Annotated in this window: 25 protein-coding genes; 20 read left to right on the top strand and 5 right to left on the bottom strand. The window is 56.6% G+C overall.

Annotation, left to right across the window (positions count from 1 at the left end; translation table 11 throughout):
- Positions 1 to 13: 13 nt before the first annotated feature.
- The 3 genes from VQ830_RS22565 to VQ830_RS22555 form a co-directional block, all read right to left on the bottom strand.
- Positions 14 to 904: a helix-turn-helix domain-containing protein gene (locus tag VQ830_RS22565; RefSeq protein ID WP_337270406.1), complete on the bottom strand. Its 891-nt coding sequence runs from the start codon at positions 902 to 904 to the stop codon at positions 14 to 16.
- A 40-nt stretch (positions 905 to 944) separates the two neighbouring features.
- A complete protein-coding gene (locus tag VQ830_RS22560; protein WP_337270405.1) occupies positions 945 to 1,526 on the bottom strand; it encodes an AraC family transcriptional regulator in 582 nt (193 codons plus the stop codon).
- A 581-nt stretch (positions 1,527 to 2,107) separates the two neighbouring features.
- Positions 2,108 to 2,812 (bottom strand): alpha/beta fold hydrolase, encoded by a 705-nt coding sequence (locus VQ830_RS22555; protein ID WP_337270404.1) that lies wholly within the window; start codon positions 2,810 to 2,812, stop codon positions 2,108 to 2,110.
- A 363-nt stretch (positions 2,813 to 3,175) separates the two neighbouring features.
- Here VQ830_RS22555 and VQ830_RS22550 point away from each other — a divergent pair, with 363 nt between their 5' ends.
- From VQ830_RS22550 to VQ830_RS22495, 12 genes are all read left to right on the top strand, one after another.
- Positions 3,176 to 4,066, top strand: a complete 891-nt coding sequence (locus VQ830_RS22550) for a glyoxalase (protein WP_337270403.1) — start codon at positions 3,176 to 3,178, stop codon at positions 4,064 to 4,066.
- Entirely contained in the window at positions 4,063 to 5,514 is a 1,452-nt protein-coding gene (locus tag VQ830_RS22545; protein WP_438618495.1) for an alginate export family protein, read from the top strand. The genes VQ830_RS22550 and VQ830_RS22545 overlap by 4 nt, the downstream gene beginning before the upstream one ends.
- Before the next feature lie 201 nt (positions 5,515 to 5,715).
- Positions 5,716 to 5,958: an acylphosphatase gene (locus VQ830_RS22540; RefSeq protein WP_337270472.1), complete on the top strand. Its 243-nt coding sequence runs from the start codon at positions 5,716 to 5,718 to the stop codon at positions 5,956 to 5,958.
- Between the two features lie 176 nt (positions 5,959 to 6,134).
- Positions 6,135 to 6,788, top strand: coding sequence for a Rieske 2Fe-2S domain-containing protein (locus VQ830_RS22535; protein ID WP_337270402.1), 654 nt, complete (start codon positions 6,135 to 6,137; stop codon positions 6,786 to 6,788).
- Complete coding sequence (locus VQ830_RS22530) at positions 6,785 to 7,630, top strand: aromatic ring-hydroxylating dioxygenase subunit alpha (protein WP_337270401.1); 846 nt, start codon at positions 6,785 to 6,787, stop codon at positions 7,628 to 7,630. The genes VQ830_RS22535 and VQ830_RS22530 overlap by 4 nt, the downstream gene beginning before the upstream one ends.
- Complete coding sequence (locus VQ830_RS22525; RefSeq protein ID WP_337270400.1) at positions 7,627 to 8,301, top strand: glutathione S-transferase family protein; 675 nt, start codon at positions 7,627 to 7,629, stop codon at positions 8,299 to 8,301. The genes VQ830_RS22530 and VQ830_RS22525 overlap by 4 nt, the downstream gene beginning before the upstream one ends.
- Positions 8,302 to 8,306: 5 nt before the next feature.
- Positions 8,307 to 9,686: an amidohydrolase gene (locus tag VQ830_RS22520; RefSeq protein WP_337270471.1), complete on the top strand. Its 1,380-nt coding sequence runs from the start codon at positions 8,307 to 8,309 to the stop codon at positions 9,684 to 9,686.
- Positions 9,687 to 9,717: 31 nt separating this feature from the next.
- Entirely contained in the window at positions 9,718 to 10,815 is a 1,098-nt protein-coding gene (locus VQ830_RS22515) for a BMP family ABC transporter substrate-binding protein (RefSeq protein ID WP_337270470.1), read from the top strand.
- Positions 10,816 to 10,851: 36 nt separating this feature from the next.
- Positions 10,852 to 12,396, top strand: a complete 1,545-nt coding sequence (locus VQ830_RS22510) for an ABC transporter ATP-binding protein (protein ID WP_337270469.1) — start codon at positions 10,852 to 10,854, stop codon at positions 12,394 to 12,396.
- Complete coding sequence (locus tag VQ830_RS22505) at positions 12,393 to 13,478, top strand: ABC transporter permease (RefSeq protein ID WP_337270399.1); 1,086 nt, start codon at positions 12,393 to 12,395, stop codon at positions 13,476 to 13,478. The genes VQ830_RS22510 and VQ830_RS22505 overlap by 4 nt, the downstream gene beginning before the upstream one ends.
- On the top strand, positions 13,475 to 14,386 hold the full coding sequence (locus VQ830_RS22500) for an ABC transporter permease (RefSeq protein ID WP_337270398.1): 912 nt from the start codon (positions 13,475 to 13,477) through the stop codon (positions 14,384 to 14,386). The genes VQ830_RS22505 and VQ830_RS22500 overlap by 4 nt, the downstream gene beginning before the upstream one ends.
- A 341-nt stretch (positions 14,387 to 14,727) precedes the next feature.
- On the top strand, positions 14,728 to 15,612 hold the full coding sequence (locus VQ830_RS22495) for a fructose bisphosphate aldolase (protein WP_337270468.1): 885 nt from the start codon (positions 14,728 to 14,730) through the stop codon (positions 15,610 to 15,612).
- Positions 15,613 to 15,775: 163 nt separating this feature from the next.
- Here VQ830_RS22495 and VQ830_RS22490 read toward each other — a convergent pair whose 3' ends face one another.
- Positions 15,776 to 16,474, bottom strand: coding sequence for a FadR/GntR family transcriptional regulator (locus VQ830_RS22490; protein ID WP_337270397.1), 699 nt, complete (start codon positions 16,472 to 16,474; stop codon positions 15,776 to 15,778).
- Positions 16,475 to 16,627: 153 nt separating this feature from the next.
- On the opposite strand from VQ830_RS22490, the gene VQ830_RS22485 reads away from it, so the two are divergent.
- The 7 genes from VQ830_RS22485 to attM all read left to right on the top strand — a co-directional run bounded on the left by VQ830_RS22485 (position 16,628) and on the right by attM (position 24,079).
- On the top strand, positions 16,628 to 17,425 hold the full coding sequence (locus VQ830_RS22485) for a transporter substrate-binding domain-containing protein (protein ID WP_337270396.1): 798 nt from the start codon (positions 16,628 to 16,630) through the stop codon (positions 17,423 to 17,425).
- Between the two features lie 62 nt (positions 17,426 to 17,487).
- The gene (locus VQ830_RS22480; protein WP_337270395.1) at positions 17,488 to 18,159 is read left to right on the top strand and encodes an amino acid ABC transporter permease; all 672 of its coding nucleotides are present in this window, start codon (positions 17,488 to 17,490) and stop codon (positions 18,157 to 18,159) included.
- Entirely contained in the window at positions 18,159 to 18,908 is a 750-nt protein-coding gene (locus VQ830_RS22475; protein WP_337270394.1) for an amino acid ABC transporter ATP-binding protein, read from the top strand. Before VQ830_RS22480 ends, VQ830_RS22475 begins: the two co-directional genes overlap by 1 nt.
- Before the next feature lie 30 nt (positions 18,909 to 18,938).
- On the top strand, positions 18,939 to 20,210 hold the full coding sequence (locus VQ830_RS22470) for a cysteine desulfurase-like protein (RefSeq protein WP_337270393.1): 1,272 nt from the start codon (positions 18,939 to 18,941) through the stop codon (positions 20,208 to 20,210).
- A 24-nt stretch (positions 20,211 to 20,234) separates the two neighbouring features.
- Positions 20,235 to 21,635, top strand: a complete 1,401-nt coding sequence (gene hydA / locus VQ830_RS22465) for a dihydropyrimidinase (RefSeq protein ID WP_337270392.1) — start codon at positions 20,235 to 20,237, stop codon at positions 21,633 to 21,635.
- Between the two features lie 431 nt (positions 21,636 to 22,066).
- On the top strand, positions 22,067 to 23,227 hold the full coding sequence (locus VQ830_RS22460; protein WP_337270391.1) for an iron-containing alcohol dehydrogenase: 1,161 nt from the start codon (positions 22,067 to 22,069) through the stop codon (positions 23,225 to 23,227).
- 60 nt (positions 23,228 to 23,287) lie between these two features.
- Positions 23,288 to 24,079 carry an AttM family quorum-quenching N-acyl homoserine lactonase gene (gene attM, locus VQ830_RS22455; RefSeq protein WP_337270390.1) on the top strand — a complete coding sequence of 264 codons (792 nt, stop codon included), beginning with the start codon at positions 23,288 to 23,290 and terminating at the stop codon, positions 24,077 to 24,079.
- 158 nt (positions 24,080 to 24,237) lie between these two features.
- On the opposite strand, the gene VQ830_RS22450 is transcribed toward attM, so the two are convergent.
- Positions 24,238 to 25,044, bottom strand: coding sequence for an inositol monophosphatase family protein (locus tag VQ830_RS22450; RefSeq protein WP_337270389.1), 807 nt, complete (start codon positions 25,042 to 25,044; stop codon positions 24,238 to 24,240).
- A gap of 319 nt (positions 25,045 to 25,363) precedes the next feature.
- Between VQ830_RS22450 and VQ830_RS22445 the strand changes: the two genes are divergently transcribed.
- Positions 25,364 to 26,713: an ABC transporter substrate-binding protein gene (locus VQ830_RS22445; RefSeq protein ID WP_337270388.1), complete on the top strand. Its 1,350-nt coding sequence runs from the start codon at positions 25,364 to 25,366 to the stop codon at positions 26,711 to 26,713.
- Positions 26,714 to 26,790 lie beyond the last annotated feature (77 nt).

The raw sequence follows: 26,790 nt of genomic DNA, 5'->3' as shown, positions 1-26,790 counted from the left end.
AGGCGCGCGTTCGTCAGTCCCGCGCGCCGGGCCTATTTTCTCTGCGCCACTTTCCAGGTGTCTTGCCAGTAATGCCCTGGAAAATACGGGTCATATGGCTTTGGTCGGAAAACCCGCACTTGGTCGCTACGCTGAGAATGGTGGCGTCCGAAAGAAGAAGTTCTTTCGCCTTTGCAACACGATATTCCGTCAGCCAACGGTAGGGGCTCTTTCCAAAAGTCAGCTTGAAGGCGCGCGTAAAGTGGCTTCGCGACAGCCCGCATGTTTGCGCAAGCTTCGTTATGGACACTTGATCAAATGCCATGGTCGTCAGAAATTCGAGGGCACGTTTTTCCTGCCAAGGTGCGAGAAGCCCACTCTTCGTTGTTGGAAAATACTGGCCGCCATAAGTCTGTGCAAGATGAGTCAGGAGCACGATACTGATCTGCTCCAGGAACATCTGATTTGGTTCTTTCCTGTTGAGCAGATATGGCGAAATTGCCTGTGCAAGGCCCAATATCACCTCGTCCTTCGTGCCGGGTTGGCAATCGAAACCCTCAAATTGCGGACGCCCCAACTCTTCCAAAAAATTTCGAATGAAAACGAGCGGGATATTGAATCTGAGGTTGTCGAAAGGCGACATGTGATGGCACTGCCATTCTTCGCGCAGGTCAGTAATTGCAATTGCCGCCTTGGGATGTCCACCTTCGAATATCAGCCGTCCATTTCTCCACAGACGATGATGTCTGAAATCCGCCAATTGGGTGATGACAGAGACAGAGTCTTCACGCTTGCTGGGAGGAGCAATCGGCAAATCGTAACCGTCGTAGCTCAAACGTGAAACCGTTATAGCGGACGCCTTAATCGACCAGCTCGTAACTCTCGTTGCGAATGGGCTGAAAGCAACCTCGACATCCGTTTCCAAGGTATTCTCCCGAGGTGTTCATCGGCTTAAACCATGTGACTCAATGGAGCTGACGAATTCTCCATTGCGCCGGAGTGGTGCCGACTTCCTTTAAAAAAACTTTGGTGAAGTGGCTTTGATCAACAAAGCCACAGGCCTTGGCGATCTCTTTAATAGAAATATCGTGAGCAGCTAAAAGATCCTTCGCCGCCCCTACCCTTGCCTGTATCAGCCATTGATGCGGGGTCACGCCTGTCACATTCTTAAAACCTTGGGCGAAATGACCTGCCGAAAGCCCAGTTACTTCCGCGATCTCGGCCACGCTAATTTCGCCGGCCAGATTCTCGCGCATAAACCCTTTCGCCGCGATCTCCCGATCGAGCGGCAGCATAACCCCGGTCTTCAACGTCTTGGCCTGCAGACAATCCTGCAGAAGATGCGTGCAAACCGCGATGGATAGATGCCGCAGTATGGGATCGATCGTTAAGGGATCTTTCTCAAACAACGACAATATGACAACCGCCAGATTGCTAACAACTTTGTCTGGCTCAGCTCTCCGGCATCGCAAAACCTTGCTTCTCTCCTCGGGGAAGCTCGCCTGCGCAACTTCTTCGATCAGTGCTTTTGGCAGATAAACTGCCAAGGAAGACAGATCACGATGTAGAACGACAGAAGCACCTCCATGAAGATCTACGAGACAAATCGAGCCTTTGCCACACCAACGCGGTGGGGCAAGATCAACGTCGCTTAAGACGTCCGAGTGGATCGTGTCCTCAAGATAGATCATCAAAAGGTAGGCATCGGCATTTGGAATGACCACCTTGGCCTCAACATCTTTACTGACGGACCGAAATATTCTGGTGACGGTGATAGACGACGAATGCAAAGGCACTGTCTTCAAAGACCGTGCGCCCGTCATACCAAAGTAGGACCCGAGAAAATCGTGGTCAGAACAGTCCGTATTCAATCTTACCTCCGAGGGCGGATGGTTAGCGCGGCGCGCTGAGCGTGCGATAACAGATTGCATATCCCATTCGATGGATGTCGGTCTGGTTCAACTTCGACCGGCGACACCTGCTATCTCTTAACTTGTAAGACAAACCATCGCCACAAATAGATGAATGGAACCGCAGCTTTCACGCCTGAACGTCTTCCACCGTACTCGAGTTCTGATCATCATCTTTAGGCTTGGGCGGCGCTTCGGTTAACAGCCGCGACCTTAGGTCAAGCATTTCTGACTGCAGCCACCGCCTCCAAGATCACATCCGCAACCGCATCAGGCCGTGACAAGATAGACAGATGGCTCGCGTTGAGTTCCGTGGTTTTAGCTCCCATCATCACCGCAAGCTCTCGCTCAAGTTCGACACTGACAACCCTATCCTGTGCTGAAACGATGTACCAGGCCGGTCGTGATAGCCATGCCGGCTGGCTCACTTTTTCCATAAATGTACCGGCCGGAAGCGGCGGTTGAAGCGCTGAAAGTATACGTGTCTCTTCTTCTGGAAGATCTTGACCGACATCATGTATCCAACCCTCCTCTGAGAGCGTAAGGTGGCCGGCCCCATCATTCTTGATCTTTGAGAGACCGGGAGGTGCCGGGTATCTTCCGACCTGATCGCCAACCGTCTCACCGGCCTTGGGAGCAAATGCGGCAACGTAGACGAGAGCCTTCACCTTCGGGTCGTTGCCGGCTTCCGTGATGACGGCACCGCCCCAGCTGTGTCCAACGAGGACGATAGGGCCTTCAACAGAGTGGATGGCACGGCGGGTGGCGGCAGCGTCATCTGACAGCGAAGAGGTAGGATTTTGAACTGCTAAGACAGGAACATTCTCCTTCAAAAGCAGCGGGATCACTCTTTGCCAACTTGATCCATCGGCCCAAGCACCATGGACAAGAACGACAGTGGGATTTGCGTTGGTCGAGATCATTAGGTCCGTACTCCTGAAGCGGTTCTCATACAATGGAGCTTAGGCTTTTGGCCTCGGACCGTCTTGATCAATCAGACTATGTTTGGACGACGACACTGCGCTTTGCCGAATTACGTTCCAGAATGATGCGCCCCCAGGATACATGAAAGAGCAAGCCGGCCGGAATCGGCGCTGAAGCATTTTCATCGTCGCGATCGAGATTTGAGAATTTCCTGCGATCGCGAGTTCAACTTTATCTCGCAGCGGCCAGCGACACGTGATTCTCAGGTCATTCTTCAAATCGGCATGGTTCCATTCAAGCCGAGAGAGCCGCCCAAGCTTTAGAGATTGGTTCTCCATTCACTGATTTTCAGAGGACCCGTCATGCGTAGCCTACCCTTTTTTACGCTGCCTTTCATTGCAGTCCTAACTCTCTCATCAAACGCGCTGTCGAACCCTGCTATTCCTCCTGTAGCGGTTGCGCCCCAGTACGACACGACCCACGTCTATGTCGCACCCGATAAGGTGGATGTCTTCGTCCAGGCCTTTCTCGGGACGTTTGGCGGAAAATCGACGAAGCAAGTAGTGGCGACGGTGACGCCTACACCCAGCAGCACCACAAGCCAACTGCTTCAAACCCCTGTAGGCACCGTTTCGCTGTTTGGATTCAAGACGCCAATACCCTATCCATTCGGACTGGAACGCAATGGTTACCTCGTTCGGGACATGGACAGTGCAGTGAAAGCAGCGCGCGACGCTGGCGCCAGTGTCGTCGTCGATGCCTTTCCAGATCCTATCGGTCGCGATGCCGTGATCCAGTGGCCCGGCGGGCTCAACATGCAGCTATATTGGCACACCAACCATCCCAATTATGATGCATTCCAAACCGTACCGGAGAACCGCACCTATATCTCACCAGACGCCGTTGAAGAGTTCCTCAAGGACTTCCTGTCGTTTTCTGGTGGCAAGATCGTTGCTGACGATAGCCATGCTTCCGCTGCAGAAATCGGTCAGCCTGACAAAACATTCCGTCGCATTGAAATCCTGTCCGACTTTGGGCGAATGCTCTTATTGGTTTCCGATGGGCACCTTCCCTACCCTTACGGATACGAAACGACGGGATACGAAGTCCAAGACATCCAGCAGACGCTGAGCAAGGCACAAAGCCTTGGCGTGAATGTTCTTGTTCCAGCGCATCAATCCGGCAGTCGCCAAACCGCAATGGTTCAGTTTCCCGGCGGATACATTGCTGAAATCCATGCGGTGACCAAGTGAGCACACGCACGGATCTGGTTGGAAGAGGTAATGTCAGAAGGCGATATCGCAAAGCGCTTAAGCTGTCCGCGCTTTTTCCGGCCGCCCTGACGATTTTCTCCCCTTTTGCCCACGCACAGAGCGCTACCACTTCGGTAAAGCGGCCAGCGATAAAAACCAATCGCTGGCAGGAAGATTGGTCAGCGCTTTCCGACCCAAGTTTCAAAACGGAGCCGCTGGATGATCTCAAATATCTTGCGCTGTTGCTCGGTGACCCAGAAAGCTATGTCTCTTTTGGACTGACGCTGCGTGAACGGTACGAAGTTAATACCGCGCCGGGATTCGGGATCGCTGACGGAAGAGATTCCTACCTTCTTCAGCGTGCTCAATTTCACATTGATACCCACCTCAACGAAAACTGGCAATTGTTCACGCAGTTCGAAGACGCGAGAGCATTTGGAAAGACGGACATCGGCAGTGCGGATGAGAACAGACTTGACTTAAGACTGGGTTTTCTCGGCTACTCCGAGACTTTCGACACCGGGACATTGAAAATTCGTGCCGGACGTCAAGATTTTGCCTTTGACTTGCAGCGCTTCGTTTCATCGCGTGATGGACCGAACGTCCGCCAGTCCTTCGATGCATTTTGGGCTGACTGGGAAAGCGGTCCTTGGCGGATACTGGGGTTCATCAGCCAGCCGGTCCAATACCGGAGCGATCGAGCCTTTGACGACACATCGAATGGACATTTCACCTTCAGCACGATCCGCCTTGAGAAGCAGGTCTTCGGCACCAATGAACTATCAGCTTATTACGCGCTCTATGATCGTGACGAAGCGCATTACTTCGATGCTGCTGGTGATGAGCAGCGTCATGTTTTCGACGTCCGGTTTGCCGGTAGCCACAACAACTTCGACTGGGACCTAGAAGGTATGGGACAACTTGGCACCGTCGGGTCAAGCGACATCAGAGCTTGGGCGGTCGGGGCGCGGGCAGGATATACCTTCGCCGAAACCAGCTGGACGCCGCGGCTCGGATTTCAGTTCGATCTAGCTTCGGGTGATCAAAAGCGGAATGACGGAACCGTCGGCACATTCAATCCGCTCTTCCCAAACGGGTACTACTTTACCCTCGGCGGATACACCGGCTATACGAACCTGATCCACTTAAAGCCGTCGCTTACGGTTAAACCCAACGACAAACTCAGCGTGACGACGGCCGTAGGCCTACTCTGGCGCATGACCACAGCCGACGCGATCTACACCCAGCCGAGCATTCCTCTGGCGAACACGGCCGGTCAAGGCAAGGCATGGACGGGAGCATATGCGCAACTGCGAGCGGACTACTCTTTCACAGCCAACTTGACCGGCGCTCTCGAGGCAGTGCGTTATGATACAGGCTCGACGATCCGCAAGGCCGGGGGCCACAATAGCACTTACGTCGGGACCGAGCTGAAATTTTCTTGGTGAAGGCCATGGACGATCCTACAGACCAGCGTGGCTGTCGTCTTTTGCACAAAAGGCAACTTCGCGCTTGCGCCTATCAACCGATCTTGGGACAACATCGTCGACGGCCCATCGCGGGCGATCCGAATTGAGTGTGTCATGGTCATAACCCGTCATCAGTTCCCTGCACCAGAAAAGCCCTGGGATAACGGCCCGGCGATCCGCATGGAACGTATGACCATTCTTGGCCGCCTGCAGACGGAAAGCTTCCTTCCATGGATCAACCGTCATGCTGCGAAACTCGGTCTTGAACAGCGGGTCAGCCATGCCGATCGGTGCCGCATCGAACTGATCGTCCGAGGACCTGTCGAATTGATCGATGCGATGGAAATGGGCTGCTCACTCGGCCCGATCGATGTTTGGGTCGATGATATACAACGCGCGGAAGCTGCAGAGGAAACTGCCTGATCGCCCTTTCCTAGAAAAGGCATGGCGCATTAAAAAAAGACCTCTGCGCAAATATTAGCCACAGTTGCACGTGAGGAATTTTTATGCAAACGTGCGCACGGCGTTCTACGGTCTTCGCTTGCAGGCGCCTCATACGCGCAGAGGACGAGCCTCTCAATTCATTCGGAAGCTGTTGAATGCAAAAGGATTTTTCCGCTGCCTGGACGCCGGTCGCTTTATCGGCCGATTTACCCGTGGCATACGTTATCCCAGCGAGAATAGAGACCGCAGACGTTGCAGTCTGGCGTGCCGAGGACGGTACAGTATCGGCCGTCGCGGATCGCTGTCCACATCGCGGCATGCGACTTTCCCATGGCTTCGTGCGCGGCGAGGCACTGTCATGCATCTATCACGGCTGGCGATACGGTAAGACTGGCCACTGCCTCGCTATCCCCGCTCATCCTGGTCTTCGTCCGCCGGAGGCTATTCGTGTCACGGTTTACCGAGTTGCAGAACGGGACGGCGTGATCTGGGTCTCGGCCACCGAAGAGCCAGGCGAGGCACCAGCGCATGAGGGCTTCACTGGCCTACGAAGCATCACGCTCTCCGCGACGGCGGAGACACTTGCGGGATGCCTCAACAGCGCTCTTCGTCATGGAACGATCGACTGGAAGATTGACGAGATGAAGGCCCGCCTCTTGACGACGCCATCCAGCGAGGAAGGCATCCTTCTCGCGCATCTTCTCATTGAGGCGGGTGCCACCCAGTCGCAGAAACGTTCGGCTTCGATCGCCCTGGAAGCTCTGCGCCGCGCGGCGGAAGCCGCCGTCAAGCAAGGAGAGGCCGCATGAGTGGCGAGGCTATGATCGACCAATGGTATCCTGTTGGCCTTATCAGTCAGCTTCTTGCGAAGGGCCGTCAAACGCTGTTGATGGGCGAGACCATTTACGTCTCGTGCAATGCGGTCGGGAAGGCAATCGTCACCACATCTGATGGTCGTGATTTACCCGTCACAGAGCGCTACGGCCATGTTTGGTCCTCGCTCGGCCTCCCGGCGGCGCCTCTCTTTGACATACCGGAAGCCGAGCAGCCCGGCCGTCGCCTGGTCGACGTCGGTGTCGTGCGTGTGCGCTGCTCGCCGCTAAGAGCTGTGGAAAATTTTCTCGATATCGCGCACTTTCCCTTTGTGCACACCGATATTCTCGGCGCCGAACCGCATACCGAAGTCGAAAATTACAAAGTCGAAATCCGCGAGGATGCCGACGAGGTCTGGGCAACACAGGTAAAGTTCTACCAGCCGCAGGCCGCGAGATCCGCAAGTGGCGGCATTACAACAGAATACATGTATCGGGTACCGGCTCCCACCTGCTCGATCCTTTACAAGACCTGCCCACCCCGACCCAGCGAATGGGACGTTATCACCCTATTCGTGCAGCCGCTGACGGAAGAACTTTGCGACGTTTGGCCGTGGATGGCGCTTTTCGACGATGAAACGCCAATGACCGATCTCATCCATTTCCAGCAGATGATCTTTCTGCAAGACCGATCGATCCTCGAGAACCAGATTCCGCGCCGGCTGCCGCTCGATCCAGGCATGGAAATCCCCACCCGCGCGGACCTCACCTCGGTCGCCTATCGTCGCTGGCTGAAGCGCCATGCGTTTACATACGGCGCGCAGTTGGTGGCGCAATGATCCTCTACGACTACATCCTGTCCCCAGGCTGCTACAAGGCCCGCCTCATGGCGGCGCTGACAGGCCTTGAATTAACGCTGCGTGCCGTCGACTTCCATCCTGGCGCCGAACATCGCGGCCCTGAACTGCTGGCGTTGAACCCGGCTGGCTCTATTCCGATCCTTGTCGACGGGGATCTTGTTCTCACCGAATCCGCCGCCATTCTCGTCTACATCTCCGGCAAGGCCGCACCTGCTTGGCTCGGCAACGGTCAGCCGGCCACCAATGCCCGCATCCAGCAATGGCTCTCCTTTTCTGCGCGTCTAACGGCGAGCCTCGGCGGCGCTAGACTGCATGAGATGCTGCATCGCCCAGGCGATATCGTCGCTTTGCGCGCGGCCGGCGTCACAGCACTACGAGAGTTGGAAGCGGCCCTCTTCGAACAGCGTCTGAAAAACGAGGCTTTCCTTGTCACCGACAGGCCGACAATTGCCGACATCGCTTGCTTCCCCTATGTGGCGCTGGCACCTGACGGCGGCGTATCGCTCGACGCTTATCCGTCCATTCGCTTGTGGATGCGCGCGGTGAGGTCTTTGGAGGGCTTCATCGAAATGCCGGGCATTCACCGCCTGCATGAATTAAAGCCCGACCCGCACGGACTTCCATCCTCTTCAGAAGCGGTCGAAGAATGACGAACATGGGAGGCTATTTACTGAAAAACTGCGCGGCCGTCATCGTTCATGACGGTACTGCCATGTCGGTCCGCCGAAATGTCGATCTCTTGACCGACGGGCCTTCGATCAAGTCGATCGGAGAAAACCTGGCGGCCGAAGCCCTGCCGGAGCGGACAGAGATCATCGACGCCTGCGGCTGGTTCGTCTATCCCGGCCTCGTCAATACCCATCATCACTTTTTTCAGTGCTTCGTACGCAACCGCGCCGACCTCGACTGGACGAAGCTCTCGGTTATCGAATGGCTTGATCGGATCTACCCGATCTTTTCCCGCCTCACCGAAGATTGTTTCTATCACTCGTCGGTGACGGCGATGGCGGAGTTGATCAAGCATGGCTGCACCACGGCCTTCGATCATCAATACAATTTCCCGCGGCACGCGGGCAAACAGCTGATCGATCGCCAGTTCGAGGCAGCCGATCTGTTCGGAATGAGATTTCACGCCGGACGCGGCGGCAATTCGCTCCCGAAGTCCGAAGGCTCAACCATTCCCGACGAGATGCGTGAAACCACCGATGAGTTCATCGCTGACTGCGCCCGTTTGATCGATACCTATCATGATAGCGCGCCCTTCAGCATGCGCCAGGTCGTGGTTGCGCCATGTCAGCCGGTCAATGGCTATCGAGAGACTTTCGTGGAGTCGGTGCGCCTTGCGCGGGATAAGGGCGTCAGACTGCATACGCATGTTGGTGAGGGCGAAAGCAATGTGATCCTTGCGCGCCATGGCTCCCGCACGGTCGATTATCTGCACGAAATGGGATTTGCCGGACCGGATACGTTTTACGCTCATTGCTGGGAGCTTACCCGTGAGGAATTGCGCACCATGGCGGCCTCCGGCACAGGCGTCGCGCATTGCCCGGAGCCGGTCTATCTGGTTGGAGCAGAAGTGACCGATATTCCGGCCATGAGCGCCTTCGGCGTGCCGGTGGGGCTCGGCTGCGATGGCGCTGCTTCGAACGATAATTCGAACCTCATGTACTGCATTCATTCAGCCTATATGCTGCAGTGCCTGGTCGCCACGACACGATCTCATCCTGTGCCGCCTCCAGCGGATTTCCTCGGTTACGCCACGACAGGCGGCGCGCATCTGCTAGGCCGCTCCGACATCGGACGCCTGGCCCCCGGCATGGCTGCCGATCTCTTTGCCGTCGATACCCGCCGTATGGATTACGTCGGCACCCGCCACGATCCGCTAAGCCTGGTCGCCAAGGTCGGCATCGGCGCGCCTACCGATATGACGATGATCAACGGCCGCATTGTGTGGACGAAAGGCGAATTCGTCGGTCTCGACGAACCAAAGCTCTTTGCAGACGCCGAGGCGGCGCTGGCTACCATAGACTTCTAGAACAACAGAACGAACAGAGGGAACAGACATGATCGACATCATAACCCGCCGCACGCTTTTGAAAGGCGCCGCGCTATCTGGTCTTGCTAGCACGTTCGGCGCTCGCGCGACGCTGGCTGCCGATAAACCTTTGGGCATCGCACTCGTCGTGCCTTCACCGATCGGCGATGTCGGCTGGGGTCACGCATTGGCCGCCGGCCTCGACCCAGTCAAGGCCGCTTATGGCGACAAGGTCAAGATTACCGTGCTCGAGAACATTCAGGAAGGTCCCGATGCCGACCGCATCATGAACAAGACGGTTGCGGACGGAAACAAGGTGCTGATCGCCGGCTCCTTTGGGTATCAGAATGGCGCCCTGCAAATCGCCCGCCGCAATCCGGGTGTGACGGTGCTGCATGCGTCCGGCTTTCAAGTCGCGCCAAATTTCTCGCCCTTCGCAGCCAAGTATTTTCAAGGTACATACCTCATGGGTATGGCCGCTGCGGCTTTGTCGAAGTCGGGCAAACTTGGCTCTGTATCGGCCTTCGCGATCCCCGAACTCATCACCTCCATCAACGCCTTCACGCTGGGTGCACAGGCCGTTAAGCCGGATATCGAGGTCTCCGTTGTCTGGGTGAACTCCTGGTTCGATCCGGCCAAGGAACAAGAAGCCGCCAAGGCGCTGATGGCGCAGGGTTGCGATGTGATATTCTCCAACGCTCAGGATACGCCCTCCGTCATCTCCGCCTGCGAGGAAGCCGGCGTCTATGCGTTCAACCTTAACTCCTCTATGAAGAAGTACGCCCCGAAGACCTATCTCGGTTGCGTTGCGACCGATTGGTCACCTTTCTTCAAGACATCGGTCGATGCCCATGTTGCGGGGACATTCAAGGGCGCCAACACATTCCTCGGCATGGCCGACAAGGTGGTGGAGGTCGTGGACTGGAGCGCCAATGTTCCAGGCGACACGATGGCGAAAATCAAGGACGCCGAAGTGAAGATCGGCAATGGCAGCTTCTCGCCATTTACAGGTCCGATCACCAAGGCGGACGGCTCGCAGGCCGTTGCGGCCGGAAAGACGATGACGGACGCCGAGATCGTGGCTATGGACTGGCACGTCAAAGGCGTCGCCACACCCTTGCCGAAGTGATCGACGATGCCCGCAACGGCAGCCACAGCATCGACCATGACAACGCCGTTGCTTTCGCTGCGCGGCCTGTCAAAAAGCTACGGGCAAATCCGAGCCAACCAGGCAATCGATCTCGATGTCGCGGAACGTTCGATCCACGCCATCCTCGGCGAGAACGGCGCGGGCAAGTCAACGCTGATGAAACTGATCTACGGTGTGGAGCCGCCAGACGAAGGGACGGTCGAATGGCAAGGTGAGCCCATCCGGCTTGCCTCTCCGGCTGAGGCGCGCCGCCATGGCATTGGCATGGTTTTCCAGCACTTCTCACTCTTTGAGACGCTCACCGTTGCGGAAAACATCGCTCTCGTCGTCCCCGGTAATAAGAGAGAACTGATAGAGCGTGTTCGCACGCTGGGGCGAGATTTCGGCCTCGAAGTCGATCCGCTCGCCCATGTGCATGCTCTATCGGTCGGCGAGCGGCAACGAGTGGAAATTATCCGTTGCCTCATGACCGACCCGAAATTGATCATTCTCGACGAGCCAACCTCGGTCCTGCCGCCGCAGGCGGTCGAGAAGCTCTTCGAAACGCTGAAGCGCCTGCGCGAAGGCGGGGTCTCCATTCTGTTCATCTCCCATAAGCTGGAAGAGATCCGCGCGATATGCGACCGCGCCACGATCCTGCGCTCCGGTCGTGTCACCGGCCATGTTGACCCACGCGAGCACGATGCACACGACCTCGCCCGCATGATGATCGGGCGCGACATGCCCGAGATCAAAGCCGCAGCCGAGGTCGAGGCAGGCGAAAAGCGCCTTGAACTGATTGGTCTCGACTATATGCCGGACGATCCATTCGCCGTGCCGCTCAAGCGGGTTACAATGGAGGTGAAAGCCGGCGAAATTCTTGGCATAGCAGGCATTTCCGGCAATGGTCAGGCGGAACTGTCCGCCATCATCTCAGGCGAAAAGCGCCTCGGACGCGACGCCAAAGATCGTATCTTCATGATGGGGGAAGATGTCGGCAACCTTGGTGCTGCAGCACGACGACGTCTTGGCTTTGCCTTCGTGCCGGAAGACCGCCTTGGCCGTGGCGCCGTGCCTGAACTTTCCCTCGTCCTCAATGGGCTGCTGACTGCCCATCCGCTTCGCTTGTTGAAGCAGGGTCTGATTGATCGTGCTCGTGCGAAAGCCTTTGCCGAAACCTGCATTCGTGACTTCGATGTTCGTACACCCGGCCCCGAAGCGGAGGCAGGCGCTCTTTCGGGCGGCAACCTGCAGAAATTCATTGTAGGCCGCGAAATCATGTTGGCGCCAAAATTACTCTTCGTTGCACAGCCTACATGGGGCGTGGATATCGGCGCTGCCACCGCCATCCGTCAACGGCTCATAGCGCTGCGCAATGCAGGCATGGCAATCCTCGTCATTTCAGAAGAAATCGAAGAACTCTTCGAGATATGCGACCGCATCCAGGTCCTGAATGCTGGCTCGCTGAGCCCGTCCCTTGAAACTCGCAATACATCCGTTGAGGACGTCGGTCGCTATATGATGGGGGCGGACCACCATGCTCGCACCGAAACCTTTGCGTCCGGAAAGGCATCAGCATGAGCGTGCTTCCTCACCTCGTACGCCGTGAGCGCGCGTCGCTGAAGGCAACGATCCTGGCACCCCTGGCGGCGCTCGCCATCGCGACACTCGCCAATCTTGTGCTCTATACCGTCATGGGCAAAAGCCCCGGGTCGGTTTTATACGCTTTGCTCCTGGAGCCATTCCTCTCTTGGGCGGCCTTTTCCGAAGTGCTGCTGAAGATGGGACCGCTGCTCTTCATTGCGCAGGGGCTTGCCATCGGTTTCAGAGCAAAGGTTTTCAACATCGGGGCCGAGGGCCAGTTTATTCTCGGCGCCATCTTCGCTTCGACTATTCCAGTTTACTATCCGGCTGCGACAGGCGCCTGGATCTGGCCAGCGATGCTTCTATCCGGTGCGATCGGTGGCGGCCTCTGGGCAGCTATCACTGCCTTTTGGCGCGTGCGCCTCAACGCAAACGAAATCCTTGTTTCGCTGATGCTGAGTCTCGTTGCGACGCAAGTGCTGAACTATCTGTTGCTCGGGCCCTGGAAGGACCCAAACGGCTTTAACTTCCCGCAGTCGGTCATGTTTCAATACGACGCCATGGTGCCGATCCTGATCGAGGGCACGCGCGTCAATTGGTCTTTCCCGTTGGCAATCGTCCTATCGCTCGCTGCCTATGTCTTCATGCAGAAAAGTTTTTTGGGCTATAAGCTGCAGGTCGGCGGCCTCGCTCCGCGTGCAGCCGATTACGCTGGCTTCAGTCAAGGTCGCGCCATCTGGCTATCCCTCCTCATCAGCGGCTTGGCAGCGGGCCTTGCGGGCGCTGCCGAAGTGGCTGGACCGCTCGGACAGTTGCAGCGTTCTATTTCAACAGGCTACGGTTATGCGGCGATCATCGTTGCCTATCTCGGCGGCCTGCATCCGCTTGGCATTATCGCTTCCGCACTCGTCATGGCGGTGATTTATATCGGTGGGGACAATGCCATGGTCTCCGCAGAGCTTCCGATCGCGGCAGTGCGCGTCTTTCAGGGGAGCTTGCTCGTTACGTATTTGATAGCAGTCGCCTTCATCCGCTACCGGTTGGAATGGCCGAGGAGCGCAGACCGGAGGCCCGCATGAACGCGGTCGATTTCATCCTCTCCGGCATGCTCGCGGCAGCAACTCCCTTCCTGCTGGCGGCTTTGGGCGAACTTGTCGTCGAGCGCGCCGGCGTGCTCAATCTCAGCGTTGAAGGACTGATGTCGCTTGGTGCGGTCGTGGCCTTTATCGTGGTTTATCACGGCGGCGGCCATACGCTTGCATTCATCGCAGCAGGTCTTGCCGGCTTATTGCTGTCTTTGATCTTTGCCTTCGTCGCTTTAGGTTTCCGGGCCAATCAGGTGGCAACGGGCCTTGCCGTCGGGATATTCGGTCAAGGTCTATCAGCGCTCTTCGGCAAAACCTACGAGAGCCTGACAGTGAAGGGCCTGCCGAAGCTGGCTCTTCCTGGCCTCTCGGATCTGCCGGTGATCGGCGGCCTCTTCGTTCAGGATGTCGTCGTCTGGCTATCGCTTCTCGTGACCTTGGCGATATGGGCCGGATTTGCTTTTACCAAGACAGGCCTCATCATCCGCGCGGTGGGCGAAAACCCCAAGGCAGCGCATGCGATCGGCTATTCCGTACTGGGCGTGCGCACGGCGGCAATCGCCTTTGGTGGATTGTTGGCCGGTTTTGCCGGTGCCTATGCATCGGTCGTGTACACACCGCTGTGGGCCGACGGGATGATTGCTGGCCGCGGCTGGATCGCAATCGCGCTCGTCGTCTTCGGCACATGGCTGACGGGACGTATTTTTCTCGGCGCCTGCCTGTTCGGCGCTGTCTCGCTCATGAGCCTCGCTGCGCAAGCGACGGGCATTGAACTGCCCTCGCAATTTCTTTCAAGCCTACCCTACCTTGTTACCATCCTCGTTCTCGGCATCATCTCCGCCAACAAACGTCTGCTGAAATTGAACGGTGTGGCCTCCCTTGGAGAGCCCTTCGAGCGGTGAATGAGCAGCGCGCGAAGGGCAAGTTTGGCCCTCATTATTCAGCGTCCGATATTTCAAACGATTAGACGTTAGTCGCCCTCATCAAACGTGTTGAACTACGGCTTGATCCAGTGTTGTGTCTTACCTGTAACGCCTTTTCATTTCAGGTTTACACGCAAGGAGCATGCGAATGGGGCAACAAACAAGGTTCCTTCATAAGCTCGACAAAGGATTGTCGGATCATCAGATAGACGAACCTCTTGATCGGCTACAAATGTGCGTAAATTGCCCTGGACAATGAGAAGAACAAACTATCTTTGATGCAATAGCAGGAGGAATGGAATTTGACAGTGGACGCACGAATGTTGTCGCAAATGAGCAGCAAGGATGGCTTCATTGCTGCCCTCGATCAGAGCGGCGGCTCTACTCCCTCGGCGCTACGGCTCTATGGGATTGCTGATTCCGACTACAGCAGTGAAGACGAAATGTTCCGCCTCATGCATGAGATGCGGGTGCGTATCATGACGTCGTCGGCTTTTTCCGGCGACAAGGTCATCGGTGCCATTTTGTTCGAGAAGACGATGGACGGCGATGCGGCCGGCAAGCCAGTCCCGACCTTTCTGTGGGAAGATCGCGGCGTTGTCCCCTTTCTCAAGGTCGACAAAGGACTTGCCAGCGAGGAAGATGGCGTCCAAGTGATGAAGCCGATGCCCGATCTCGACGCACTGTTGGCACGTGCAGTCAAGAAAGGCATCTTTGGAACCAAGATGCGCTCGGTCATTGCCCACGCAGATAAGGTCGGCATTGCCAAAGTGGTTCAACAGCAATTCGATGTCGCACGTCAAATCCTAGGTCATGGCTTAATCCCAATCATTGAGCCTGAAGTTTCGATCAAGAGCGCTACCAAGAGCGAAGCAGAAGCCATCCTCCGTGACGAGATTCTCAAGAGGCTCGGTGAATTGCCGCAAGGCCAGAGCGTCATGATCAAGCTGACCATACCAACCGCGGAAGATTTCTATAAGCCGCTCATCGACCATGCCTCCGTGATCCGTGTCGTTGCCTTGTCTGGCGGCTATAGCCGCGCCGATGCCTGCGAAAAGCTTCGGCACAACCATGGCATGATCGCAAGTTTCTCACGCGCGCTGACTGAGGATCTTCGCGTGAGCATGAGCGACGCCGAGTTTGATGCAAGCCTTGCGGGCACTATCGATCAGATCTACCGGGCCAGCACCTCGAAGATCGGATGACTTCGAACTGACCTGAAATGGCCGAGTATGACGCAGCGCGTTTGGAAGAACGCGCTGCTTTTTTCATGGACGAATTGAAACTCGTCCACGACGGCTTGTCAAAACCGCCGCGTCACATCGCCTACCGATACACTCTCATTCGCGGACTGATCCAAAGGCCTTCCTAAGGCTCAAGGCCCGCGCAGCGCGCCGTATTGCGGATATGGGTTTCCATCTCCAGCTTCGAACGTGTACTGTCGTTGGCGCGCAGAGCCGCGATGATCTTGCGATGCTCCCCGATCGACTCGCGCATGCGTTCGGGATCAGTGATGGGGATCGGCTGGCGCTGCGTTTCGGTAACCTGATCGCGTACAGTCTGATAGAGCGCTTTCAGCATAGCGTTGGAGCAGGCCGAAACGATCGTGCCGTGAAATTCAAGGTCAGCTTCGACGTTGGCTAGTAGATCCTGATTTGCCCAGCATTCCTCCATCGTACGGGTGGCCTGTTCCATCTTGTCCAACTGCAGCTGCGTCAAACGTCCTGCGGCCAGTCGCGCGATTTCACCCTCGAGCAGGATTCGCGTTTGAAAAACGTCGAACACAGAATAGCTGTCGGAATAACGCCAAGGTGCCATGTTGCCGGTAGCGGCCGATGTTGGCGCAGAGGAGTTTGCGACGAAGGTGCCACGCCCAGCTTCCGTCTTCAAAAGCCCCAGCGTTTCCAAGGTCAACAGGGCTTCGCGCAGGGAAGCCCGGCTGATGCCGAACTTTTGCGAGAATTCTCGTTGAGACGGTATCTTATCTCCCGGTTTCAGTTGGCCCGACTGGATCATCGTTTGGATCTCGCGTGCCACAGATTGCGGAACGAGTGTCTTGTTGAACATGCATTCCCTTTTCTGAAAGCCAGCTTCGACACGTAGTCTATTTTTTCAGGCATCCCCTTGCCAAGTCGAAAGCGACATGCTTGTTTGGCCTGACTGGTCTGACCAGTCAGGCCAATGTAGATTGAGTCTCGTCATAAAAACAAGGGGAACTCTATGACACGCATATCAGCCATCAAGACCACGATCCTCGCCGGCCTGTTCGGCATAGTCGCATCGGCAGCCGCACATGCGGCCGACCTTACCGTCGGAGCCAATATCGGCAATGTCCCGTGGGAGTTTGAGGATGCCAGCGGCAAAGTGACAGGATTCGAGGTTGATCTTGTCAACGAGATCGCCAAGCGCCTTGGCAAGACGGTCGAATTCGTCAATACGCCTTTCAATGGCTTGTTCCCGGCTGTTCAGTCTGGCCGCATCAACATGGCTATCTCCTCGATCACGATTACCGAAAAACGGCTTGCATCGGTGTCGTTTGCGCAACCCTATTATGACAGCGACCAGTCGCTCACAGTGACCGCGGCTTCGGGGATCAAGGGTCTGAAAGACATGAGCGGCAAGGTGGTCGGCGTCGATACCGGGTCGACGGGCGACATGTGGGCGGAGGGCCACAAGGCTGAGTATAAGTTTGGTGAAATCCGTCGCTTCGAGGGTCTGCAACCAGCCATGCTCGACCTCGTTGCCGGTCGCATCGATGGCTACATTTCGGATATTCCGGCGCTCCTTTACTACGCCAAGGACAAGCCTGAACTGAAGGTGGTCGAGCGTATCCCCACGGGTGAGAAATATTCGGTGATGTTCAATAAGGGCGATCCTCTCGCAACGCAGGTGAACGACGTCATCACCACCCTGAAGAAAGAAGGCTTCATCGCCAAACTGCATGAAACCTGGTTTGGTGCGAAGGCAGAAGATACGACCTCGACTGTCAAAGTGCTCGATATGCCAAAGGCTAAGTAAAGCTCGAACGCGACTGGCGGGATGTCTTCGTCCCGCCGGCCCGCCATGGGAGCCCATGCGGCATGACACTGATCAATACCTTCTTTAATCTCAACGTCCTGGCGAACAGCCTGCCGGCTCTGCTCTGGGGCCTGGTCGTGACACTTCAGATCGGGATAACGAGTATTCTCGTCGGTCTGGCAGGTGGGTTGTTTCTCGCCGTCACGCGTCTCTACGCGCCAAGCTTCGTCAAACTCATTATCCGCATTTACATCGATATCTTCCGCTCAATCCCGCTTCTGGTACTGCTGATTGTCGTTTATTACGCACTGCCCTTCGTCGGCATCCGGCTTTCACCCTTCCTTTCTGCAGTCACAGCGCTTTCGCTGGTGTCCGCAGCCTATACTGCGGAAATCTTCCGTGCCGGCATCGAGGCGATCCCACATGGGCAATTCGAAGCCTCAGCGGCTTTGGGACTGTCGAACCGCCATACAATGGTGGACGTGATCCTGCCTCAGGCGATCCGCATCGTCATTCCGCCACTGACTAACAATTGCATCAATGTGATGAAGGATACAGCGCTCGCTTCCGTCGTCGCGATGCCCGATCTTTTGAAGCAAGCAACGCAGGCCCAGGCGCTCGCAGCCAATCCGACGCCTCTGATCGGGGCAGCGCTTATCTACATTGCCTTGCTTTGGCCGATGGTCGCAGTCGTCTCGCGGCTCGAGAAGCGCTTCAGCCGGGGGAAACGTTGATGTCGAAAACTGCAGCACCCATCATTTCCATTCGGGGCCTCACAAAGGCCTATGGAAACTTTACCGTCCTGCACGGGATCGACCTTAATATTGCAGAGGGTGAAGTTGTTTGCGTCATTGGCCCCTCTGGGTCGGGAAAGTCCACGCTGATCAGATGCATTAACCACCTCGAAGCGTTTGCACCCGAAAGCCGCATTACCGTCGATGGCATTCGCGTCGAGCCAGGCTCTGCGCTTGCGAAGGTTCGCGCCGAGGTCGGCATGGTCTTCCAGTCGTTCAACCTCTTTCCGCATATGACCGTTTTGAAAAACGTCATGTTGGCCCCGATGCGGGTGCGTGGTACCGCCCCGTCGGAAGCCGAGCGTAAGGCGCGCGAATTGCTTGCCCGGGTCGGCATTTCTGAACAGGCCGAAAAATTTCCTGGTCAATTGTCCGGTGGCCAGCAGCAGCGCGTCGCAATTGCCCGCGCGCTCGCGATGGAGCCGCGTGTCCTGTTGTTCGACGAACCAACCTCGGCGCTTGATCCCGAAATGGTTGGCGAAGTGCTTGACGTCATGCGCAAACTCGCCGGCTCGGGTGTGACCATGATCGTCGTCACGCATGAAATGGGCTTTGCCCGGCAGGTGGCCGACCGCGTGATCTTCATGGATGGCGGAAAGTTGGTGGAAACCGGCACGCCCGCTGACATTTTCGACACCCCACAGCATGAGCGAACCCGCGGCTTCCTGCGCGCGGTGCTTAACCACTGAACAAGAACAATGACCGGAGGACACCCCGCAATGACAACCCCTTTCGTCAAGGCACTCGATCTTGATTTCGTCCGAAGCCAGTTTCCTGGTCTCGCGCGTGGCTGGACCTTTTTCGACAATGCGGGTGGTTCGCAAATTCTGAAGGGTGCGGTCGAGCGGATCAACACGTTTCTGTTCGAGAAGAACGTTCAGATCGGCGGATCCTATGAGGTCTCGCAGGCAGCCGCTGCAGCGCTCTACGAAGCCCGTACCGCCGCAATGCATCTTGTAAACGCAAGCCGTCCGGAAGAGATCGTCTTCGGAAACTCCACAACGGCGCTCCTACAGAACCTTGCGCGCGCCATGCAGAGCCAGTTGCTACCGGGTGACGAAATCATCGTCACCGTTGCCGATCACGAATCCAATATCGGTCCCTGGGACCGGCTTCAGGAGCGCGGCGTGGTGTTGAAGATCTGGCCGCTGAACAAGACGACATTGGCGCTGGATCTGGATGACCTGGCGCCACTGATGACGGAACGCACCAAACTTGTCTGCGTGACGCACTGCTCAAATCTTCTGGGCTCTATCAACCCCATCCGAAACATTGCCGACTTTGTCCATGCTCGCGGCGCAAAACTCTGCGTCGATGCCGTCGCCTATGCGCCGCATCGCGCCGTCGACGTCCAGGCGCTTGATGTCGACTACTATGTCTTTAGCCTCTACAAGACCTATGGGCCGCATTACGCCTTGATGTATGGCAGATACGATCTCTTGCTGGAGCTCGACACGCTCTACCACTACTTCTACGGCAAAGACAAAGTGCCAGGCAAACTCGAACCGGGAAACCCGAATTACGAACTTGCCTATTCAACCTGCGGGATTGTCGACTATCTGGCGAGCCTTGGAGAACAAGCCGGCGAGAAAGGCAGCGTCCGCGAGAAGATCGAGGCAGCCTTTGCCGCAATTACGATGCAGGAAAACGCGCTGGTCGAACGTCTTCTCACCTATCTTCGTTCTTGCAATGACTGCACAATCGTCGGACAGCCCGTCAATCGCGACAGCGCAAGGGTGCCGACGGTTTCCTTCCGGTTCGACGGGCGCGAAGCGGCGGATCTCTGCAAGGCGATGGACGCCGAGAAGATTGCAATGCGTTACGGCGACTTTCATTCGCGCCGCCTTGCTGAATATCTCGGTTTGACCGACCATGGTGGCATGCTGCGCGTATCCATGGTTCACTACAATACGATCGATGAAGTCGATCGCTTCACCGCTGCCCTCGACAGAATTCTCGCCGGGCAAACGGGGCTAGCCAAGGCAAGCTGAAGATCATCAGAGAAGGATGGGTCGATGCGCTACGATACGGTAATCCGCAATGGAACGGTGGTCACGGCAAGTGACACCTTTGCCAGCGACGTCGGGATCAAGGATGGGCGGATCGTAGCCTTGGGTACCGATCTTGAAGACGCAGACGAAGTGATTGACGCGGGCGGTCTTTTCGTTCTTCCAGGCGGCATCGACAGCCATGTGCATCTCGACCAGCCTTCAGGCGAGGGCATCGTGATGGCCGATGACTTTGACAGCGGCACACGGTCGGCGGCGATGGGTGGTAACAGTACCGTCCTCGCCTTCTGCATGCAGGAGAAAGGACAGTCTCTGCGCGAGGCACTCAAGGTCTATCACGCCAAGGCGGATGGCCGCTGCCATATCGATGTCTCGTTTCACCTCGTCATTACTGATCCGACGGCGGAGGTGCTCGGTCAGGAGTTACCGGCTCTCGTGGAAGACGGTTACACGTCCCTGAAGGTCTTCATGACCTATGAGGGTCTTCGCCTGCGCGACGACGAAATTCTAGCAACACTGGACACGGCACGCCGCACGGGCGCACTTGTTATGGTCCACTGTGAAAACGAGGATGCCATCCGCTACCTGATCGGCCGGCACGAGGAAGAGGGCAAGCTCGCGCCGAAGTATCATGCGACGACCCGGCCGGTGGCAGCCGAGCGCGAGGCAACGCACCGGGCGCTGTCGCTCGCCGAAATTGTCGACGTTCCCGTTGTCATCGTGCATGTCTCCAACCGGGAGGCGATGGATGAGATTCGACGCGCGCGCCAACGCGGCCAGAAGATTGCTGGTGAGACATGCCCGCAATATTTAATGCTGACTGCTGACGACCTTGATCTCGATGACCTGGAAGGTGCCAAGCTTGTTTGTTCCCCGCCGCCGCGCGACAAGGCGAGCCAGGAGGCCTGCTGGGAAGGCATCGAACAGGGCGTGTTCGACCTCTTTTCCTCCGATCACTGCCCATTCCGCTTCGACGATCCTGAGGGCAAGTTGAACGAAAAGGGCAAGCGTCATTTCCGCTGGATCCCGAACGGCATTCCGGGTGTGGCAACGCGCCTTCCCATCCTGTTTTCCGAAGGCGTCATGAAAGGACGGATCGACCTCAATCGTTTTGTTGCAGTGACATCAACCAACCACGCCAAGCTGTACGGTCTTTATCCGCAGAAAGGCACGATCGCGATCGGTTCCGATGCTGACATTGCGCTTTGGGATCCGAAAAGCAGCGTGACTTTGACGAACGAGATGCTGCATCACGGTGCTGACTATACCCCTTATGAGGGGCTTGAGGTTCAAGGTTGGCCGGTCCGCCTGATGATCCGCGGCAAAACTATCATGGAAAACGGATCGCTCGTGGAAGCAGGACAAGGGCTCTATCAGAGCCGGAAAAAATCAAGTCTCTCGAGCTAAGCCGTTATTCCCTCGAAAAGACAATGACGCTGGTAAGCGGCAGCGGCGTCATGAACGCTTAAGACGGCCTCGCCATAAGCGATCAAGAGGCCGCAATTCGCCTGCCGGCCACATACCGTTTACGTCGTTCGCAACGAAGGCTGGACAATTGGCGCCTTTCTCCGACTCGCCAATGATTGTCACCCATCGGGCGACGTTGAGCGTGTGGTGCTGATCTCGAGCAACGGTCTCTATCATGACAGTGAGTAGTCCATATGCCCTGCACTTTACGGTGGCGAAAAAGCATCGGTGATGCCTTAAGCCACTATCTGACCTTTCATCAGCGTATATCCTTGACGTCTTCGGTTCCCATCACAAGATCGACAGAACCATGGAACTGACATTTTCTTCCGTTAGTCGCATCGACAACCGTCGAAAAGGGAGGAATTTAAATGACGATCAACCCATTCGAATTTCGGACGGTGCCTTCGATGGAAGTGGCTTGGGGTGGATCAGAACGGCTCGGTGATATTGTCGCTGCGCGGTTTGACGCTCGTAGGGTCCTTCTTGTCACCGATGCAGGCCTGATACAGAGCGGAATTATCGCTCCCATCGCCGAGAGCCTGAAAGCAGCAGGTTTTAAGGTCACGATCTTCGACAAAGTCGTGGCCGATCCTCCGGAGCGCGTCGTTTATGCTTGTGCGGAAGCGGCTCGTGAGGCGTCTACCGATATCGTGATCGGGCTTGGAGGCGGATCATCGCTCGATATCGCCAAACTCGCGGCCGTCCTGCTCGCCTCGGATCAGTTGCTCGCAGACATGTATGGCATCGGCAAGGTGAAAGGATCGCGCCTGCCACTGGTGCTTGTTCCGACCACGGCCGGAACTGGCTCCGAAGTTACCAACATCTCCATCATTACGACAGGCGAAACGACGAAGATGGGCGTCGTCTCACCTCAGCTTTATGCCGATTTTGTGCTCTTAGATGGGGCGCTCACCGTCGGCCTGCCGCAACTGCATACTGCGGCAACAGGCATAGATGCCATGGTGCATGCTATCGAAGCCTATACGAGCAAGCACAAGAAGAACCCGCTTTCGGACGCACTGGCGCGCGAGGCTTTGCGACTTCTCGGTGGCAATCTTATTACGGCATGCAGACAGCCTTCAAACCGGGATGCGCGGGAAGCCATGCTTCTCGGCGCAACTCTGGCGGGGCAAGCCTTCTCGAACTCTCCGGTTGCCGCCGTTCACGCGCTCGCCTATCCGCTCGGCGGCCATTATCATGTGCCGCATGGCCTTTCCAACGCGCTCATGCTGGGGCCGGTCCTGCGTTTCAATGCCCAGGCGGCTGCCCCGCTTTACGCTGAGCTTGCCGATGTGCTTGGTGTCAAGGATGGCAGCGATGTCACGGCGCGTTCCGAGGCATTCGTTGCCCATATGCAGTTTCTCATGGATGAGAGCGGCGCGCCCAGGCGCCTTCGCGACGTCGGCGTGACCGACAACAGTCTGGCCATGCTGGCAGCCGACGCGATGAAACAGACCCGTCTGCTCGTCAATAACCCGGTAGAGGTTCGCGAGGAGGATGCGCTTGCTCTCTACCGGGAGGCTTTCTAGCCGATCGATGCAGGAGCAATCTGAAATTCCACCAATGACCTATTCAAGGGAGGATTCAACGTGACTGATATCAGACTTTACATGCTTCAATCCGGCACTTTGAAGTGCAAGGTGCATAACATCAAAATGAACCAGGGCAACGGCGCCGACTACGAGATCCCTGTTCCTTTCTTCCTGATAACCCATCCGGACGGCCACGCAATTATCGATGGTGGAAATGCCATTGAGGTAGCAACGGATCCACGCGGCCACTGGGGCGGTATCTGCGATGTTTATTGGCCGGTTCTGGACAAGGACAAGGGCTGTGTCGACCAGGTCAGGGCGCTTGGCTTCGACCCGGCGGATGTCAAATACGTGGTACAGTCGCACCTGCATCTCGATCATACCGGCGCAGTCGGGCGCTTTCCCAACGCCAGTCACATCGTCCAGAGATCCGAGTACGAATATGCCTTTACACCCGATTGGTTTGCCGCCGGCGGCTACATTCGCAAGGATTTCGATCGCCCAGGCTTGAAATGGCAGTTTCTGAATGGCACGCAGGACGACTTCTACGATATCTATGGCGACGGCACGCTGACCACTATCTTCACGCCAGGACACGCACCGGGCCATCAGTCCTTCCTAGTACGGCTGCCGAACAGCAAGCCGCTGCTCCTAACGATCGATGCAGCCTATACCCTCGATCATTGGGAGGAAAAGGCGCTGCCGGGCTTCCTCGCCTCAACGGTCGATACGGTGCGCTCAGTGCAGAAGTTGCGGACGATAGCAGACCGGACTGGGGCAACTGTCGTTACCGGTCACGATCCGGACGCTTGGTCGACTTTCAAGAAGGCGCCTGAATACTACTCCTGATCTGCGCAGGCGCCCATTCGATCACAGTCTGCATGGGAGCCGCGCCTCCAACTCGTGGCTCCCCTCCCCCCCGGTCGCGCCATAGCGCGCAGCGTTTCTGTCATGATCCGCATTTACATTCTCAATTCAGCGTCCCGCCGGATCGTCGACTATCATCTTCAAGCTTGCAGGCGGTTGGAACTCAGCCGCTTCAGATCCGCAAACACGGTCTGATTTCCTGCCCAAATTGGCCCTGGCTTCGTGAGGTCGCCAGCAAACTCTGCCAATCCGCCTGCCTCGCGGATGAGAGCGACACCGGCAAGACAATCCCAGCAATAGAGAATTGGATCATAATAGCCTGCAAGTCGATTTGCGGCCACATAGGCCAGCATAAGCGCGCCCGATCCCACGCGGAATAGCACTCCACCCTCCTGATAAAGGCGCGTGACGAATGCACCGACCTCCAACGGGTCGGCACGTTCTGTCCCTCCATAGCCGATCGTCGTCGAGCGGATCGTCCAATTCCGATTGATGACCAATGGCTGACCATTCAGCCATGCGCCGCGTTCTGTTTGACCTACATAAAGCTCGCGCAAAGCGGGCGCGTAGATGACGCCAATGACTGGCTCCGAGCGGTGCATGACAGCAATGGACACAGACCAATTGGGTTGTCCAACGAGAAACGCCATCGTGCCATCAATGGGATCGATGACCCAGACATAGCCGGAGGTTCCCTCGGTTGCGGTAGCTTCTTCCCCCACGATACCGTCATGCGGAAAGTGCTTCAGGATCGCCCTGCGAAGATAGGCTTCCGTCGCTTTGTCGGCGATGCTGACGAGGTCCTGGGACGACGATTTTTCTGCCGCTTCCAATCGGTGCGGCTTTGAAAGAAACCCCTTTGCCTTGGCGCCCGCAACTTTCGCGACGCGTTCTGCCAGCGCTCTGCGCGCATCGATCTCAGCCGCCTTCTTGCCCTTCGTCGTCATCTCTGCCTCACCTCCGTCCGGCGCCGATAAAAACACATTCTTGCCTTACTTACTATTGCAAAATTAAAAATACATCTGTATTAATTAATCATCCCGCTGAGAGGACAGCGAGCTTAATTCTTTGTTATTGCTTCTCTAATGCGCATTCGCGCAACCAGCGAAGCTTTGCCATTGAGGCGGCTCCAGGTGGGTAAACCGGAGTTTGGAAGTTCAGGCAGTTCGGCAGGCACAAAAATGCTGTTGAAGAAGGAAAGCCTTTAGCGACCGATAGCTCAAGCAAGTCTGCGCCGGTGGCAGCAGGCACGATAGGAGGAGTGGAATGAAACGTATGTTGAAAGTATGTGCCAGTGTCCTGGCCTTGGCCGCAGGCGCCGCTGGTGTGCCTGCAATGGCACATGCCGACTGGCTCGAAGACGCAGCCAAGCCGTTGAAGGGGACGGAAATCAGCGGCATATTCCTGGATCGCCCTGGCTATCGTGCGATCATCAAACTGCTTCCGGAATTTGAAAAGAAGACCGGGATCAAGGTGAATTACGAAATCGTTCCTTATGAAAACACCCGTGAGAAGGAAGTCTTGAACTTCACGTCGAAGGGTGACCTGACGATGGCGCTTGTAGACCTGGTTTGGATCGGCGAGTTTGCTGAAAACGGCTGGATCGACCCCATCGATAACTTCACCAAGGACAAGTCGATCACGGATCCGAACCTGAAGCTCGACGGCTTCTTCCCGCTTCTGCTGGATGCTTTCGGCTCTTGGGGCGGAAAGACATACGGCCTGCCGTTCGACAACTATTCGGGCTTGATGTTCTATAACTCATGCAAGCTCAAGGACGCCGGCTTTGACAAACCCCCGGCGACCTGGGACGAGCTCATGAAGGTCTACGCGCCGAAGCTGACGGATGCCTCGAAGAACCAATACGCCTTTGCCCTGCAGTCGCTACGCGGCGAAACGCAGTCGGCAGACAGCTTCATGCGTATGCTGTGGCCCTTTGGCGGCTCTCTGCTCGACAAGCAATTTAAGTCCAATCTGATGAGCAAGGAAAGCCAAACGGGCCTCAACTTCCGTCAGGATCTGATGAAATACATGCCACCCGGCATCGTTTCTTTTGACCATGCCGAGTCCGTGAACGCCCTAGCGCAGGGTCAAGTGGCCATGATCACCGAATGGTCGGCATTCTATGGCACGTTGGTCGATCCTGCGACCTCCAAGCTCGGCGATTGCTTGGCCGTTGCGCCGGAGCCTGCAGGTCCGGCGGGCCGATTGCCAGCGCTCGGTGGCTTCTCCCTTGCCGTGGCAGCGCAGGCCTCGGACGAGCAGAAAAAAGCAACCTGGCTCTTTATCCAGTGGGCAACCTCTGAGGACATTGCCAAGGCCTATGTCGAGGCTGGCGGTGTATCCGGCCGCATGTCTGTCTATAACGACCCGGCGATCAAAGCGAAATACAAGTTCGTCGAGCCGATGGTCGCTTCTTGGCAGAAGGGCGTTCCGGAATTCCGTCCACGCTTCCCGGCATGGCCAGCCATCTCTGAAGTCATTGCCGAATGGGGTTCCAAGATGATGCTCGGTGAGGTTTCGGTGGAGGCTGGCTCCAAGGAAATCGGCACGCGCATGGAGGATATCCTGAAGAAGGAAGGTTACTACGACGGCAAGAAGCCGCTGTTGCAGTAATCGCAAAGGTCGAAACCTCCCGAGGTTGATCGCCCAGCCGGTGGTGGCAGCAAGCGCTGCAGCCATCACCGGCTGAT

The sequence above is a fragment of the Oryzifoliimicrobium ureilyticum genome, assembly GCF_037199735.1.
Lineage (GTDB): Bacteria > Pseudomonadota > Alphaproteobacteria > Rhizobiales > Rhizobiaceae > Rhizobium > Rhizobium ureilyticus.
This window is presented reverse-complemented; position numbering and strand designations above follow the sequence as displayed.

Excerpts from the sequence above, each read along its gene's own strand:
- VQ830_RS22555 (WP_337270404.1), bottom strand. The coding sequence starts at position 2,812 with ATGATCTCGACCAACGCAAATCCCACTGTCGTTCTTGTCCATGGTGCT.
- VQ830_RS22550 (WP_337270403.1), top strand. The coding sequence starts at position 3,176 with ATGCGTAGCCTACCCTTTTTTACGCTGCCTTTCATTGCAGTCCTAACT.
- VQ830_RS22540 (WP_337270472.1), top strand. The coding sequence starts at position 5,716 with ATGGAACGTATGACCATTCTTGGCCGCCTGCAGACGGAAAGCTTCCTT.
- VQ830_RS22535 (WP_337270402.1), top strand. The coding sequence starts at position 6,135 with ATGCAAAAGGATTTTTCCGCTGCCTGGACGCCGGTCGCTTTATCGGCC.
- VQ830_RS22530 (WP_337270401.1), top strand. The coding sequence starts at position 6,785 with ATGAGTGGCGAGGCTATGATCGACCAATGGTATCCTGTTGGCCTTATC.
- VQ830_RS22525 (WP_337270400.1), top strand. The coding sequence starts at position 7,627 with ATGATCCTCTACGACTACATCCTGTCCCCAGGCTGCTACAAGGCCCGC.
- VQ830_RS22520 (WP_337270471.1), top strand. The coding sequence starts at position 8,307 with ATGGGAGGCTATTTACTGAAAAACTGCGCGGCCGTCATCGTTCATGAC.
- VQ830_RS22510 (WP_337270469.1), top strand. The coding sequence starts at position 10,852 with ATGACAACGCCGTTGCTTTCGCTGCGCGGCCTGTCAAAAAGCTACGGG.
- VQ830_RS22505 (WP_337270399.1), top strand. The coding sequence starts at position 12,393 with ATGAGCGTGCTTCCTCACCTCGTACGCCGTGAGCGCGCGTCGCTGAAG.
- VQ830_RS22500 (WP_337270398.1), top strand. The coding sequence starts at position 13,475 with ATGAACGCGGTCGATTTCATCCTCTCCGGCATGCTCGCGGCAGCAACT.
- VQ830_RS22495 (WP_337270468.1), top strand. The coding sequence starts at position 14,728 with ATGTTGTCGCAAATGAGCAGCAAGGATGGCTTCATTGCTGCCCTCGAT.
- VQ830_RS22490 (WP_337270397.1), bottom strand. The coding sequence starts at position 16,474 with ATGTTCAACAAGACACTCGTTCCGCAATCTGTGGCACGCGAGATCCAA.
- VQ830_RS22485 (WP_337270396.1), top strand. The coding sequence starts at position 16,628 with ATGACACGCATATCAGCCATCAAGACCACGATCCTCGCCGGCCTGTTC.
- VQ830_RS22480 (WP_337270395.1), top strand. The coding sequence starts at position 17,488 with ATGACACTGATCAATACCTTCTTTAATCTCAACGTCCTGGCGAACAGC.
- VQ830_RS22475 (WP_337270394.1), top strand. The coding sequence starts at position 18,159 with ATGTCGAAAACTGCAGCACCCATCATTTCCATTCGGGGCCTCACAAAG.
- VQ830_RS22470 (WP_337270393.1), top strand. The coding sequence starts at position 18,939 with ATGACAACCCCTTTCGTCAAGGCACTCGATCTTGATTTCGTCCGAAGC.
- hydA (WP_337270392.1), top strand. The coding sequence starts at position 20,235 with ATGCGCTACGATACGGTAATCCGCAATGGAACGGTGGTCACGGCAAGT.
- VQ830_RS22460 (WP_337270391.1), top strand. The coding sequence starts at position 22,067 with ATGACGATCAACCCATTCGAATTTCGGACGGTGCCTTCGATGGAAGTG.
- VQ830_RS22450 (WP_337270389.1), bottom strand. The coding sequence starts at position 25,044 with ATGACGACGAAGGGCAAGAAGGCGGCTGAGATCGATGCGCGCAGAGCG.
- VQ830_RS22445 (WP_337270388.1), top strand. The coding sequence starts at position 25,364 with ATGAAACGTATGTTGAAAGTATGTGCCAGTGTCCTGGCCTTGGCCGCA.